Genomic DNA, 12,481 nt, shown 5'->3' on the forward strand with positions numbered 1-12,481 from the left:
CAAATGGAAATCAAATGCTATAAATTTACGCCGACTGAATTAAAATTTTGCGGGGTAATAGATGATCCCGTTTCTTTTATGTTTTGCCGCAAGTACAGTGGTATAGGAGAATGGCAGATAGTCCAAAGCCTTGATACGGTGAACGCTGCCCGGATTGCGGATTTCGATTTTATTCAAATCGCGCCCCGTGTGGCTGGGATTGTGACAAAGGTTATCACAGACAAAGGAACTTCCAACAAGCGAACGATTAAAGGCATAGAGCTAAAAGGTATAGCCAAGCAAAGAATCGTAATGCCGCCTACTGGTAGCGCTGAACTTTCATACAGCAATACGGCAGTAAATAAGGTGATGGAAGGGTTGTTTGCAACGCAGATCGTAAGCCCTTCCGATACCAATAGAGCGATTCCGCTTACGCGGGTAATCCCTCTTGCGTCGGATGTTACAACAAAAATTTATTATAGTGGGCGTTTTGCCGATCTGCACGAAGACCTGACGAACATTTCAGCGGCCAGCGGTGTTGGGTGGTATGCCGAAATAGCAGAGGGCTATATTGATTTTTCATGTATGATCGGATTAGACAGGACGGCAGGACAGCAGGAAAATCAAAGGCTTATATTATCCCTGCATAACAACCGTCTAGATAGTTTGTATGTCGATAAAAATACCCGATGGGTAAACCTTGGATATGTCGCTGGACAAGGCGAGGGAACGCAAAGAACGGTTATAACGCGAAGCGTGAACAATGACACGTCCGGGCTCGGACGTTATGAAGCCTACATTGATGCACGCGACCTTTCTACGGTAGATGAGTTAAAAAGCCGTGGAGACGAAAAGCTAGCGGAGTTTGGCGACAACATAACCGTGACCGCTACTATGTCGAAATCGTTTGCAACGCAATACGGAACGGCGTTTGACCTTGGCGACATTGCCACAATAAAAGATGATGCGTTGCCAATGGGCGCGCTTGATGCGCGTATCACAGAAATAGAGACCGTGTGCGAGGGCGGCGAGCAGACAATAAGCGTTACGCTTGGATATAACAAATCTCAAATAAATGATGTTTTGAACCGCTTGAAAAACAACAAATCTATAAACGCGAGGTAAATAGCATGGCAGTAAATTTTGACAATTTCGGATTTTTTGATTATGTGGAAGGGGAGCTTGACGACCGCTACGAGTATAATTCAGACGAATATAGCGAGATTATGGATAGCATTTTGGGGACTGGCATTATACAAGGCAAAGGAGATACCCTTGCGTGCGAAGCTGGCGCGGGTGCGGTCATTGTCAACACGGGCGTGGTAGTCGTGGATGGGCGAATCGGGATTTTACACGAGAGCAAAAGTGTTCTAATTGATTCCGTGGAATCCGGCTATAGCCGAATAGACCGTATTGTTGCACGAAAGGACCTTGCAAACCGTATAGTATGCCTTGACGCAATCAAGGGAACGCCGACCACTGGAACACCTGCAGCACCGGAACTGACGCGCACCACATCAATTTATGAGGCCTCACTGTGTCGGGTATTGGTCTCGGGCAGCGGGATCATAGTTACAGACGAACGCGGGGACGCGGCGTTGTGCGGCTACATTCCGCAATATAATAATTTGATGGGCAAATCAATGTACGACACTAATAACGACGGAGCAGTTGATGTGGCAGACGACGCGGAGAAGCTGGGCGGAAAAGCCGCAGTATTGTATGCGCTTGCCGCGGATGTGTTGAAAAATAGCGGAGCACAAATATTAGATGGAAGTCTTGACGCAAGTGGAAGCATCATAGCGCCTAATTTCAGGATAGATGTAGCGGACGGTTCTATGTGGTTTACGGGCGGGTCAAGGCTGTTCAGGATTCACTATGACGGCGGCAACAATCTATATTTTCACGTATATAATGCCAATGGGACAAGTGTTGTGGCGACGCCGCTGTATATATCGGCAGCGGGAGAGGTTGTCGCACCAACGATAAACGCGACGGGCGCGCTGAAATCGCAGGGTACATATAACCGTACAACGACGGCGGCGGCGAACACTCATATTTCCGACAGCGCAAGCGGCCATCATTTTTACCGCTCTACATCATCACAGCGGTGGAAGACGAATATCAACGCCGCAGACCTGGAAGAGATCAGAAAAGCATTATTAAAAATCCTTGTGGTCAACTTTACATCATTGTGTGAATGCGACGATCCAGATAAGGTACACACGGGATTTATTGCAGAACAGCTTGCAGAGATAGACCGGCGCATGGCAACGTACGGCACGGATGATGATGGCAATGAGCAAGTGGAAGGATTTGACAGCAACGAATTGATTTCGCGCACTGTGGCCGGGTGGCAGATACATGAAATGGAGATAAATAGGATTAAAGCGAAAGCTGCAAAATTCGACGCGCTTTCGGCGCTGCTCGTTTCCAAAGGGATACTCACACAGGAAGAAATTGACGGATTGGGGGATAAGGCATGATGCAAATAGAAATCACAATCCTGATTGCCGTAGTCGGGTGCTTTGTCGGCCTTGCGGGGTGGCTGACCGGACGGGACAAAAAAATAGCGAATGACAGCAAGTGGCGGGGCGGTGTAGACGCAAAGCTCGACACGATACTTGGCATAAAAAGCGACGTCGAAAAGCTCGATTGCAAGGTGGACGACCACGAACACAGAATTACGGCGGTAGAAGAAAGCGCGAAGCAAGCGCACAAAAGAATCGATCATATACAAAAAGACCACTAGGCGGCGAGAGCCGTTTTTATTTTGAAAGGAGCTATTATAATGGCAAAAATTACAGCGGCGCAGCTCATAGAGGGCTGCAAAAAAAGGTTAGGCTGGGGGTATGTCCTCGGCGGGCAGGGCGAATTGTATTCCGAGGATGTGGGAAAGCGGTTTTTTGAAAGATATAACGAAAAGCCCCTGTCCTACTATATCAAGGAATGCGCTAAATGGTTTGGTAAGCACGTTGTAGATTGTTCCGGGCTTATCATCGAGGCATTCAGGGATTATCTGCCCAGCTACGGCGATATGACGGCAAACGGTCTTTATGACAGATGCTTTGAGCGTGGGGCAATCGGGACGATCCCGGAAGTGCCGGGTGTGTGCGTTTGGAAGAATGGGCATATAGGGATTTATATTGGCGGCGGTAAAGTCATTGAATCGCGCGGTAAAGCCTATGGAGTGGTGGAAACGGTGTTAAACGCGCGGGATTTTACGAACTGGGGCAAGTTGCGTGATGTAGACTACGCAACGGCCACGCCACAGCCCGCAGCGCCTTCACAGAACGCTCCTACGCTTACGCGCAACCTTTCCAATGGGATGCGCGGCGAAGACGTGAGACAGGCGCAGGAGCGGCTTGAAAAGCATCTTGCACAGCCGGGGAAGATCGACGGCATCTTCGGAGAAAGGACGGAAGCAGCCGTAAAGCGTTTCCAGCAAGCGCGCAAGAACGAAGGCCGTGACATTGGCGCGGTAGATGGGATCATCGGCCCAAAGACATGGGCGATCCTGTGGGAATAAGGAAAGGAGAAGTAGGGAATGGAAAATATGCAGAACAGGTTAAGAAGTTGGCCGTTATGGCTGGCAATCGCGGCGCTGGCCGTGTGGGTAGTGAAGGCTTTCGGAGGTCTTGACATCTCGCAGCAGGTGAACGATTTCATGAACGTTGCCTTGCCTGTTGTGGTCGGTTTCGGGATTATCAATAATCCCACAGATGCAAAGAAAATATAACGGAATCGGGCGGCCTTGCGGTCGCCCTTTTTTTGTTCGTTTGGTTAAAGTGGGTTCAAATGTGGGTTATTATAAATATTGCTCGGCGCAAATCCGGCAATGTAATCGCATTTTAGGGATAAAAAACAGGCGTTTCCGACCCCCAATCATTTGCGGAAACGCCCGTTCTTCAGATATAAGATATATTTCAGCTGCACGGCAATTTAGGAGGATGCCTTTGCAGATGAAGCGCAATGCTTGCATGTGCCGTAAAACAAGATCGCGTGGCCTGAGATCCGGCAGCCCGTCTTTTCCTCGAATTCGTGATCGAACGGCGGAACATATTCCCGCGGAACGTCCACCATTGCCCCGCATTTCTCGCAGATCATGTGGTAATGCGGTTCCAGCGTGCCGTCGAAATGATCTGCGCCGCCCGGAACGGGAATTTTTATAAGCAGCCCGTTTTTCGCAAGCTGGTTCAGGTTCCGGTATACCGTCGCAAGGCTCAGCTCGGGGTGATCGGGCTTCAAAAAGGAAAAAACCGCATCTGCCGTGGGATGCACCCTGTTTTCCAGTACGGCTTTGAGTATCAGTTCCCTTTGCTTTGAATAGATCATAGCCTCACCTTTTCAAAGATCATAATTAAGAATAATTATCATTCCTGATTATGATTATACTCTCCACATCAAAAAAGTCAACACAAAATTGTAAAAATTTGCATAATTTTTTTCCGGATTGTTATATACAAGAGGCAAGACAAAATACAGGAGGAAACCGGTATGCACAAAATCATAAAAATCGAAGGAATGACCTGCGGGCATTGCGCGCAGCGTGTGGAAACTCTTCTGAATCAAATGGAAAACGTATCCGCGAGGGTCTATCTCGAACAGAATGCCGCGGATGTGGACGTCGGAGCACAGGTAAGCGATGAAACGCTTCGCGCGGTGGTGGAGAATGCAGGATTTCAGGTAACGTCCATCGAATAAAGCGGGCGCGGCGTGTCAAACCGCCGGATGAGCGCCATCGCGGCATAGGCGCAGCCGCATCCGAGCAGCGTCCCCGCGAGAACGTCGGACGGGAAGTGCACAAATACATAAACCCGGGAAAAGGCGATCAGGAGCGCGTAGGCCGAAGCGGGGATGCGCACTTTCCTGTTTGTGGCGTAGAGCACTGTCAGCGCGGCAAAGGAAGACGAAGCGTGGCCCGACGGAAAGGAAGAACCGGGGGGCGGCGGGATGAGAAGCTCCATAACGCCGTATTGCTGGAAGGGGCGCGGGCGCATTACAAGGTCCTTTACGATCACGTTTCCGATCACATAGGCAAGCGCGATTGCGAAAAACAGCATCAGGCCTTGCCTGCGCGTCCTTTTGTCAAGCAGCAGCAATAACGTGGCCAGCAGCCATAGGAACCCGGAGTTGCCAATCAGGGAAAAGGAGGCCATGAGTACGTCAAGGATACCGCACGAAAAAAAAGCGGTATGCAGCATGGCTTGGTCGGGCATTGGCGTCTTCCTCCTTTAGACATTCAAATGACATTATAGACAAACCGGGAAGCAAATGCACGCAACATTTTCTAAACAATTCCTGAACAATTCCCCCGAAGTATATAAAAAGGCCCGGGAACACCAGAAAGGCTTCCCGGACCGCAGACCTGCCCGTGCTTATTCCTCAAATACGGCGGCGACTTTTTTGAGCTGGTTTATGATATCGATATGCTGGGGGCAGGCGTGCTCGCATTGCCCGCAGGCGATGCAGCCAGACGCTCTGCCGAAAATTTTGGCATAGTTATTGTAATAGACCGACTGCAGGGAAAAAGTGGACGGCTTAGCCTGCTTTTCGGTATTATAGAGCGCAAAATATTTCGGGATAGGGATATTTTCCGGGCATCCCGGCACGCAATACTGGCAGGCGGTACAGGGGATGGCGATAGATTCATTGATGATATCCGCCACCTGCCGGACCATCTCCCGCTCTTCCGGGGAAAGGGGTTGGAAATCGCGCATATAATCCGTATTGTCAAGGAGCTGCGCCATGGTAGACATCCCGCTCAGCACCATCATCACGTTTTCAAGGCTGGCGGCGAAACGAATGCCCCACGAGGGAACGGACCAATTTGGGCGGCGCTCTAAGAGAAGCTGTTCTGCTTTCGGCGGCACCTGCGCCAACATGCCGCCCTTCACCGGTTCCATAACGATTACCTTTTTTCCATGCCTTTGCGCAGCCTCATAGCATAGGCGGGACTGGATGCTTTCGTTGTCCCAATCGAGGTAATTGATTTGCAGCTGAACGAAATCAACTTCCGGATGCTCGGTCAGGATCCGGTCCAAAAGCTGTGCGCTGTCGTGGAAGGAAAAGCCGATGCTGCGGATCATTCCTTCCTGTTTTTTTCGGGAGATAAAACGGAAGCTGTCCATTTTCTCCGCGATTTCATAAGTTTCCGTGCCGAGGTTATGCAGCAGATAGTAGTCGAAATAATCCACGCCGCATTTCTCAAGCTCTTCGTCAAAAATACGGACTTGGTCGTCCTTTTGCCTCATGAGACGCATGGGAAGCTTGGTCGCCAATGTAAAACTGCCGCGGGGATGGCGTTTTACCAATGCCTCCCGAATGGCATATTCACTTTTCAGACCGTGGTAGACGTACGCAGTATCAAAATAAGTAAAACCGCGTCCGAGGAAAACATCTACCATGCGCGATACCGTATCAAGATCGATTGCTTCCGCATTGTTCGGGTCAAGCAACGGGAGCCGCATGAACCCAAAACCTAGTTTTTTCATCAAGATCCGCCTCTTTTTCTGTTGGTATAAAGAGCTTATTTATCCGCCGAACGTTTCTCTCGCCCGTTCCATATTTTCGCGGATAGGAACCCCAAACGGACACCGCGTTTCGCATGCGCCGCAGGCGGTGCAGTCCGAAGCAGGGTGGGAAAGGGCCGCGTAATGTTCGCGCACTGTTTCGGGAACCGTATCCTGCGCCCTTGCAAGATTCAAGAATTTCGTGACGGCAGCTACATCGATCCCCTGCGGGCAGGGGGCACAGTGGCCGCAGTACATACAATGCCCCTGCCAGCTGATTTTTGGAAAAGATGCAAACGCCGCCGCATAATCCTTTTCGCTGGCCGGGGCTGTTTCATAGGAAAGGTCAGCGTCGAGCTGCTCCCGTGAATGGACGCCCGCAAATACCGTCGCCACGGCGGGGCGTGTGAGTGCGTAGTGAATACACTGGTTTACCGTCAACGCCACCCCGGCAGGTGAATCAGCCGTCAAAAGGTCGCCGCCGCCAAAGGCTTTCATTACGGTGATGCCAACGCCCATACGCTGGCATGTTTCGTACAGCGCCTCGCGGTTGGGGTCCATATTGAAAAGATGGTTCTTATAGCTTTCTTCCGCCCACAGGGCTTCGATATCTTCCCCGCCGGGCTGCAAGTCATAACAGGGGTTGACGCTGAACATCAGCACGCGGATCAGACCGCTTTTCACAGCTTCGAGCGCGGCAATAGGATTGTGGCTGGAAAGGCCGATTTCCCGGATATTCCCGGCGGCTTTCAGCTCTTCGGCATACCGCATGACTTCTCCGTCCGCGATGCTGTGCCAGGTATCTACAGAATCGACATAGTGGATCATGCCGACGTCGATATAATCCGTTCCGAGACGGGTGAGCAAATCGTCGAAAGAGGCGCGGACCTCGTCCGGCCTGCGCGTCGCTTTGTATTGCCCGTCCTGCCAAACGGTGCATAAGTGCGCCTGCATCACAAAATCCTTTCTTTGTCCGCGCAGGACGCTGCCGACCCGGCTTCGCAGATCCGGGTCAGGGCTGTAGAGGTCCATGCAGTTCACGCCGTGTTTCCGGGCAAGGTCAAACATTTGCCGGGTAAACGCTTCGTCCCTACCGGCAAAGCCTTCGCACCCGAGGCCGATTTCACTTACACTGATGCCCGTTTCGCCGAGCGCACGATACTTCATAGATTACCTCCCCGTCCGTTTGCCCGGCGCGCCATTGCGGTCTTGATCGCTGTGAATGCCTGCGCGGGGTCATCGATTTCCGCAACGGCTTTTTCCATGGGACAGGGCCCGGTTCCCGCACGGTTTTCGATAGACGGCGTAAGCGTATCGCAGGAAAAGGCAATCCCGTTTTGCCGCAGCACTGGCAGGGCGGACCCGCTCATCACAGGAGCATATATTTCCCGCGCCCCGGCCAGTGCAAATAAAAGCGCGGCGGCCTTGCCGACGATCTTGTCGGCGGCGGAAAAACCATTGAGACCTGCGCCCGAGGAAAGAAATTCCACTAGGGGGGCGATGCCCGCTTTTCGGCTGGTATAAATGATATCGCCTTTCACAAGGACGCAGGAACAGTCTTCTGTTTGCAGGAGGGCCTTTGCCCGTTCTATATCACGCATGGCTCTTCTCCCGGTTTTCCAGCCAGAAGACAGCAAGGGGGATCAGGCACCATTGGAGTGCGAGGCCCGGGAGTCCTGTGGCAATGCTCATCCAGATGGAACTTACCGTTACCGCTTCGCTGCCCATGCCATAGACCGCGGCGAAGACAGCTGCCGCGCGAATAATCCGGCCGGCAACTTGTGCCAGGAGTAATTTTACAATCACGGGCATTTTGGTTTTGCCAAGAAACCCGGCCGCAAGCCCATAACCCGCAAGTTCGATCATCATAAAAGGAACCATTGCCGCGCCCGGCATGCCAGATAGGGCGAAACTCAGCAGCGGGCTGAGCGCGCCTGCCACCGTACCGACGACCGGTCCCGCAAGCAAGCCCACCAGCAGGATCGGCAGGTGCATGGGTAGGAACGCCTGACCGAGGGACGTGCCCATCCCAGACACGGCGCCCAGTACATGGAATAACTGAGGCAGAGCCACCGCAAATACGATAGCCGTCAGGATAGCGGTGGACTTGGCCTTGATTGTTTCCTTTTGAAGCGTGATTGCATGTAACATAATAACGATTCTCCTCAAATGTTTGATAGTTCCTATTAAGGGTAACACCTGGAGTGCGCTCTAAGTCAAGAGGGATTTTTCTATTTAAGGAATTTATGTGCGAAAAGGATAAGCAAGACGTGAAAACCATCGGCATAAAAGCGATCGCCTATTTGCGAAAGATTGATTGCACAAGCATGCGGCATTCCTTATTGCACAAATTATAAATTAAAATGCTGCAATCAGGGCGTTGACTTTTTCCGGGCTTTATTATACAATAATATAGCTTCAAATTTTATAGTTGTGCCAGTAGCTCAGCTGGATAGAGTGTTTGACTACGAATCAAAAGGTCGGGGGTTCGAATCCCTTCTGGCACACCAGAAAAAGCCTTTAACCATGCGGGTTAAAGGCTTTTTGCTTTTTCTTGATTTTTCCGGGAGCTTGTTTTGGTCATTATTTGGTCATTACGGCGTTTTTTTATAGGTTTTCCGACACGATGAAAAAAGAGGCGTTTCCGTTTAGGATTGCCCCTCTTTCGATGCAGGATTTAAGATATCGTCGAGCACTTCCGCCGCCGCTGCGTCGGCTGATTGTATGGCGTGAGCGTATATATTAACCGTTGTGGAGGTCTGCGCATGTCCGAGCCGCTGTGATACTGTTCTGATGTCTGCCTTATTAGCGATCAGCAAAGTTGCGTTTGTGTGCCGGAGGCTATGTAGCGTAACGGGTGGCAAGTCTGTCTTCTTGATGAATTTTGCGAACCACCCGGAAACGGTATCTGGGTGAATAGGGTTCCCGTCCCATTGCGTAAACAATCTGTCCGTATTGTGCCATTGATCGCCAAGCTGCAACCGTTCTTCATTCTGCCACGCCTTATGGCTCTTTAATAATTGGCAAGCCACAGTCGGCAGCTTGATAACGCGCATGGACGATCTCGTTTTTGTGGTATCGGTATAAATCCCCTTATCCGGCAAATATAAGCTGTTCCTCTGTACGCTCATGGTCTGATTATCAAAATCGATGTCTTTCCATTCAAGGCCGCATAACTCCCCGCGCCGCAGACCTGTATAAATCAGCAGGATTATCATTGTTCTATACTGCGGCGGCGCACCGTCAAGAAGCTCTATTAAATGCCGCGCCTGCTTATCGTCTAAATATTTCGCTTCCGTGTGTTCAAGGCGCGGCGGCTTTACCCGCATGGCTGGATTGCTTAAAATCACTTGCCATTGTACCGCCGTTGTAAGGATAACGGAAATAAGCCTGTGATAGTGATTCAGCGTGTTTTTGTTCAGCCTGCGTTCTTCGGTCGCGGGTTTAAAGTACTCTTCCACACTAAGCCCGTATGCTTCCGCCGCTTTTTCGGCGGTTTTCCGGGAAACATGCTTTTGCTGCATAAGGTTCTGCGCCGTGTTGATTCCGATGTGTGCGGATTTTGAAAGCCGCGCAATAGATTGCCTATGTTTTTTCAGATAGGCAAGCATTTTATCAGTCGCAATATAGCCGATATTGCTTTTTACGCCGTTTTCAGCAAGGTTATTATAAAAGGCCAATAAATGATTTGGCTGTAGCCTGTCGAGGCGTATATGACCGATTGCGGCGTTGATACGTGGAAGCAAGGCGCGGTAGCTGCTGACCGTTCGGGGCTTTAGCTGTTTTTCCGCGTAATCGGTAAGCCAACGCTCTGTAAAAGAGGCAAATTTAATATTGCTGTCTATAAATTGGCTTGTCAAAACCTGTTCTTCAAACAATGCGGCCTGCTTCTGTGCCTCTTTTAAGGCCGTTTTTTCATTCATACCGGGTTTGGGCCTATACGTCATGGAAGCAAACATCTGTTTCCCCGTTACGTCGTAGCCATTTGATACCCGTATGCGGTACGTGTTATTTCTTTTCGTGATCGTCGCCATTTTCGGAAGCCTCTTTGGTACCTTTATCAAATATTGCATCTAATTCACGTTCAAATTCCTCATCAACGCCCATTAAATTATACTTCTTGTACTCCTGTAATTTATCATTCAGCCAAAGATCGTATAGGTGTTTATCAATCGTTCCAGCCTTGTACAGACTATATAATTTCTCAAAGTCTTCGATGAATTTTATAATATAGAAGTGCGCATCATGCAGAGCTTCGCCGTTATCTGTAAAATGAAAGGCTATACCCGCGCTATATTCCGTGGCATATTCATTATGAACGATAGTATCAATGATCTTCTCATCATAATAAAAAGAAGCATCGATCACGGAAATATCTAAAATACTTTTAATAATATCGCTTAAATTTTCGGGTTTATGCTCTTGTTTATTTTCAAGTCCACACAGCCAATCAAGCGATACCCCGCACTTTTGCGCAATATCTATCGCAACGGCTAAAGATGGATTTTTAGCGTTATTCTCATACGCGGATAAAGAAGTGATAGCAATCCCCAATTCCTCCGAAAAATCAGCCTGTGACTTATTGCCGCGCACTTCTCGGAGCCTTTCTGCAAATTTTACAAGTTTTGGGTTTTTGATTTTTGGGCGCGACTTATCCATTATTTTAGCCTCCTGTGCTTTTTGTACACTATTATCATACAACAGCAACAATAACAGCGTCAATAAATATTTTTGTGTTTTCATATGTTTGAATCGGTTCGAAAATAAATTATTTGTGTATTATTGTTTGTTTTGGCGAAGTTTAATGTTGTTTAATTTATTTTAGTGTTTTTATATGCGCTATATTCGTTTTATAAATACTATATTGAAATTATATCCACATAGGTGTATAATAACAGAAACAACAAACGGAGGTGTCAAAGCTATGTATTCCAAGAATTTAGACTTGAAAACAGAAGCGAAAGCGGCGGGAGTGTATTTGTGGCAAATAGCTGATAAATTAGGAATGCGGGATAATGAGTTCAGCCGGAAACTGCGCAAAGAATTATCCGCTGAGAAAAAAGCGGAAATCCGCGCCATTATCAAGGAATTAAGCGAGGTGAAATAGTATGCTGCGTATGCGAACAATCGAGCAGGCGGCGGCAGAGATCAAAAAGGCCGATCCAGACACCGCCATAACGAAATACGCGATCCGGCAGCTCGTGGTCTCTCACGAGATACCGAGCATCACACGCGGGAACAAGTATCTAATCAACATTGACGCTTTGCTTGCGTATCTGGGCGGAGAAACGCAGCCGGAGCCGCCCCGGAACGTAATCCGCATGGTTTCCGAGAGGTAGGAACGAATGACGAATACACAGAATCTGTCCGCCGCACTAAAAGAATCCGCCTTATTCTGCGTGTGGAAAAAAGAGGAACGCGGCGGCAAACCTACCAAGATCCCATACAATCCCATTACAGGCGGCAAGGCGCAGCCGAACAATAAAGCGACCTTTGCTCCGTTCCAGACAGCGGCAACAGTTATGGAAAGTTATGACGGGCTGGGAATCGGTATCTTTGATGGGCTGTGCGCTATAGATATAGACCATTGTATCAAGGACGGTAAGCCCTCCGAAATGGCAGCAGACATTATTTCCACAATGGACAGTTACACCGAATACAGCCCAAGCGGAAGTGGCGTACATATTTATTTCACCGTATCGGCGGGATTTCAGTATAACAAAGCAAAGTATTATATCAACAACCAAAAATCCGGGCTTGAGGTGTACATCTCCGGCGCAACGCAGAAATACGTTACCGTGACCGGGAACGCTATAGGAACGCGCGTCATCATGGAACGTGGGGAGCAACTTCAAAAGGTACTGGACAAATATATGCTGCGTAGAAAGCCGGACGAAGCACGAGGGAAGCACGAGCAAACCTCTTTTTCCCTATCGGACGACGATACATGACGATGAAATACTAACTTTCACATGAGAGAGTAAAAAGTT

General features: G+C 49.3%; 17 protein-coding genes and 1 tRNA gene. 10 read left to right on the forward strand and 8 right to left on the reverse strand.

Annotated elements, in window-relative coordinates; genetic code table 11:
- Positions 1-3 precede the first annotated feature (3 nt).
- From B1H56_RS13015 to B1H56_RS13035, 5 genes are read left to right on the forward strand one after another with little or no spacing between them, the layout of a single operon-like run.
- The gene (locus tag B1H56_RS13015; RefSeq protein WP_066523662.1) at positions 4-1,104 is read left to right on the forward strand and encodes a siphovirus ReqiPepy6 Gp37-like family protein; all 1,101 of its coding nucleotides are present in this window, start codon (positions 4-6) and stop codon (positions 1,102-1,104) included.
- Between the two features lie 5 nt (positions 1,105-1,109).
- A complete protein-coding gene (locus B1H56_RS13020; RefSeq protein ID WP_066651189.1) occupies positions 1,110-2,465 on the forward strand; it encodes a tail fiber domain-containing protein in 1,356 nt (451 codons plus the stop codon).
- On the forward strand, positions 2,462-2,731 hold the full coding sequence (locus B1H56_RS13025) for a hypothetical protein (protein ID WP_066523212.1): 270 nt from the start codon (positions 2,462-2,464) through the stop codon (positions 2,729-2,731). The genes B1H56_RS13020 and B1H56_RS13025 overlap by 4 nt, the downstream gene beginning before the upstream one ends.
- A gap of 39 nt (positions 2,732-2,770) precedes the next feature.
- The gene (locus tag B1H56_RS14785) at positions 2,771-3,508 is read left to right on the forward strand and encodes a peptidoglycan-binding domain-containing protein (protein ID WP_066523724.1); all 738 of its coding nucleotides are present in this window, start codon (positions 2,771-2,773) and stop codon (positions 3,506-3,508) included.
- Positions 3,509-3,526: 18 nt separating this feature from the next.
- Positions 3,527-3,718, forward strand: a complete 192-nt coding sequence (locus B1H56_RS13035) for a hypothetical protein (protein ID WP_066523721.1) — start codon at positions 3,527-3,529, stop codon at positions 3,716-3,718.
- Positions 3,719-3,921: 203 nt separating this feature from the next.
- Here the strand turns inward: B1H56_RS13035 and B1H56_RS13040 are convergent, their stop codons facing one another.
- Complete coding sequence (locus tag B1H56_RS13040; RefSeq protein WP_066523719.1) at positions 3,922-4,314, reverse strand: Fur family transcriptional regulator; 393 nt, start codon at positions 4,312-4,314, stop codon at positions 3,922-3,924.
- A 162-nt stretch (positions 4,315-4,476) separates the two neighbouring features.
- On the opposite strand from B1H56_RS13040, the gene B1H56_RS13045 reads away from it, so the two are divergent.
- Positions 4,477-4,683, forward strand: a complete 207-nt coding sequence (locus B1H56_RS13045; RefSeq protein WP_066523717.1) for a heavy-metal-associated domain-containing protein — start codon at positions 4,477-4,479, stop codon at positions 4,681-4,683.
- On the opposite strand, the gene B1H56_RS13050 is transcribed toward B1H56_RS13045, so the two are convergent.
- The 5 genes from B1H56_RS13050 to B1H56_RS13070 form a co-directional block, all read right to left on the reverse strand.
- The gene (locus tag B1H56_RS13050) at positions 4,662-5,198 is read right to left on the reverse strand and encodes a phosphatase PAP2 family protein (protein ID WP_066523715.1); all 537 of its coding nucleotides are present in this window, start codon (positions 5,196-5,198) and stop codon (positions 4,662-4,664) included. The genes B1H56_RS13045 and B1H56_RS13050 overlap by 22 nt on opposite strands.
- Before the next feature lie 159 nt (positions 5,199-5,357).
- Positions 5,358-6,473: an aldo/keto reductase gene (locus tag B1H56_RS13055; protein WP_066523713.1), complete on the reverse strand. Its 1,116-nt coding sequence runs from the start codon at positions 6,471-6,473 to the stop codon at positions 5,358-5,360.
- 39 nt (positions 6,474-6,512) lie between these two features.
- On the reverse strand, positions 6,513-7,658 hold the full coding sequence (locus tag B1H56_RS13060) for an aldo/keto reductase (RefSeq protein ID WP_066523711.1): 1,146 nt from the start codon (positions 7,656-7,658) through the stop codon (positions 6,513-6,515).
- A complete protein-coding gene (locus B1H56_RS13065) occupies positions 7,655-8,092 on the reverse strand; it encodes a DUF1893 domain-containing protein (RefSeq protein ID WP_066523709.1) in 438 nt (145 codons plus the stop codon). The genes B1H56_RS13060 and B1H56_RS13065 overlap by 4 nt, the downstream gene beginning before the upstream one ends.
- On the reverse strand, positions 8,085-8,642 hold the full coding sequence (locus B1H56_RS13070) for an ECF transporter S component (RefSeq protein WP_066523707.1): 558 nt from the start codon (positions 8,640-8,642) through the stop codon (positions 8,085-8,087). Before B1H56_RS13070 ends, B1H56_RS13065 begins: the two co-directional genes overlap by 8 nt.
- 282 nt (positions 8,643-8,924) lie before the next feature.
- On the opposite strand from B1H56_RS13070, the gene B1H56_RS13075 reads away from it, so the two are divergent.
- Positions 8,925-9,001, forward strand: a tRNA-Arg gene (locus B1H56_RS13075).
- Between the two features lie 138 nt (positions 9,002-9,139).
- Here the strand turns inward: B1H56_RS13075 and B1H56_RS13080 are convergent.
- On the reverse strand, positions 9,140-10,525 hold the full coding sequence (locus tag B1H56_RS13080; protein ID WP_066523705.1) for a site-specific integrase: 1,386 nt from the start codon (positions 10,523-10,525) through the stop codon (positions 9,140-9,142).
- Entirely contained in the window at positions 10,500-11,234 is a 735-nt protein-coding gene (locus B1H56_RS13085; RefSeq protein ID WP_082770993.1) for a helix-turn-helix domain-containing protein, read from the reverse strand. Before B1H56_RS13085 ends, B1H56_RS13080 begins: the two co-directional genes overlap by 26 nt.
- Positions 11,235-11,415: 181 nt before the next feature.
- Here B1H56_RS13085 and B1H56_RS13090 point away from each other — a divergent pair, with 181 nt between their 5' ends.
- Genes B1H56_RS13090 through B1H56_RS13100 form a run of 3 tightly spaced genes read left to right on the forward strand, consistent with a single transcriptional unit; the run spans position 11,416 to position 12,442 of the window.
- A complete protein-coding gene (locus B1H56_RS13090) occupies positions 11,416-11,598 on the forward strand; it encodes a hypothetical protein (protein WP_066523701.1) in 183 nt (60 codons plus the stop codon).
- Position 11,599: 1 nt separating this feature from the next.
- A complete protein-coding gene (locus B1H56_RS13095; protein WP_066523695.1) occupies positions 11,600-11,830 on the forward strand; it encodes a hypothetical protein in 231 nt (76 codons plus the stop codon).
- Between the two features lie 6 nt (positions 11,831-11,836).
- Complete coding sequence (locus tag B1H56_RS13100; protein ID WP_066523694.1) at positions 11,837-12,442, forward strand: hypothetical protein; 606 nt, start codon at positions 11,837-11,839, stop codon at positions 12,440-12,442.
- Positions 12,443-12,481: the final 39 nt, after the last annotated feature.

The sequence above is a fragment of the Christensenella minuta genome, assembly GCF_003628755.1.
GTDB classification, from domain to species: Bacteria; Bacillota; Clostridia; order Christensenellales; family Christensenellaceae; genus Christensenella; species Christensenella minuta.

Coding starts and splice junctions, on each gene's coding strand:
- B1H56_RS13015 (WP_066523662.1), top strand. CDS start 4: ATGGAAATCAAATGCTATAAATTTACGCCGACTGAATTAAAATTTTGC.
- B1H56_RS13020 (WP_066651189.1), top strand. CDS start 1,110: ATGGCAGTAAATTTTGACAATTTCGGATTTTTTGATTATGTGGAAGGG.
- B1H56_RS13025 (WP_066523212.1), top strand. CDS start 2,462: ATGATGCAAATAGAAATCACAATCCTGATTGCCGTAGTCGGGTGCTTT.
- B1H56_RS14785 (WP_066523724.1), top strand. CDS start 2,771: ATGGCAAAAATTACAGCGGCGCAGCTCATAGAGGGCTGCAAAAAAAGG.
- B1H56_RS13035 (WP_066523721.1), top strand. CDS start 3,527: ATGGAAAATATGCAGAACAGGTTAAGAAGTTGGCCGTTATGGCTGGCA.
- B1H56_RS13040 (WP_066523719.1), bottom strand. CDS start 4,314: ATGATCTATTCAAAGCAAAGGGAACTGATACTCAAAGCCGTACTGGAA.
- B1H56_RS13045 (WP_066523717.1), top strand. CDS start 4,477: ATGCACAAAATCATAAAAATCGAAGGAATGACCTGCGGGCATTGCGCG.
- B1H56_RS13050 (WP_066523715.1), bottom strand. CDS start 5,198: ATGCCCGACCAAGCCATGCTGCATACCGCTTTTTTTTCGTGCGGTATC.
- B1H56_RS13055 (WP_066523713.1), bottom strand. CDS start 6,473: ATGAAAAAACTAGGTTTTGGGTTCATGCGGCTCCCGTTGCTTGACCCG.
- B1H56_RS13060 (WP_066523711.1), bottom strand. CDS start 7,658: ATGAAGTATCGTGCGCTCGGCGAAACGGGCATCAGTGTAAGTGAAATC.
- B1H56_RS13065 (WP_066523709.1), bottom strand. CDS start 8,092: ATGCGTGATATAGAACGGGCAAAGGCCCTCCTGCAAACAGAAGACTGT.
- B1H56_RS13070 (WP_066523707.1), bottom strand. CDS start 8,642: ATGTTACATGCAATCACGCTTCAAAAGGAAACAATCAAGGCCAAGTCC.
- B1H56_RS13080 (WP_066523705.1), bottom strand. CDS start 10,525: ATGGCGACGATCACGAAAAGAAATAACACGTACCGCATACGGGTATCA.
- B1H56_RS13085 (WP_082770993.1), bottom strand. CDS start 11,234: ATGAAAACACAAAAATATTTATTGACGCTGTTATTGTTGCTGTTGTAT.
- B1H56_RS13090 (WP_066523701.1), top strand. CDS start 11,416: ATGTATTCCAAGAATTTAGACTTGAAAACAGAAGCGAAAGCGGCGGGA.
- B1H56_RS13095 (WP_066523695.1), top strand. CDS start 11,600: ATGCTGCGTATGCGAACAATCGAGCAGGCGGCGGCAGAGATCAAAAAG.
- B1H56_RS13100 (WP_066523694.1), top strand. CDS start 11,837: ATGACGAATACACAGAATCTGTCCGCCGCACTAAAAGAATCCGCCTTA.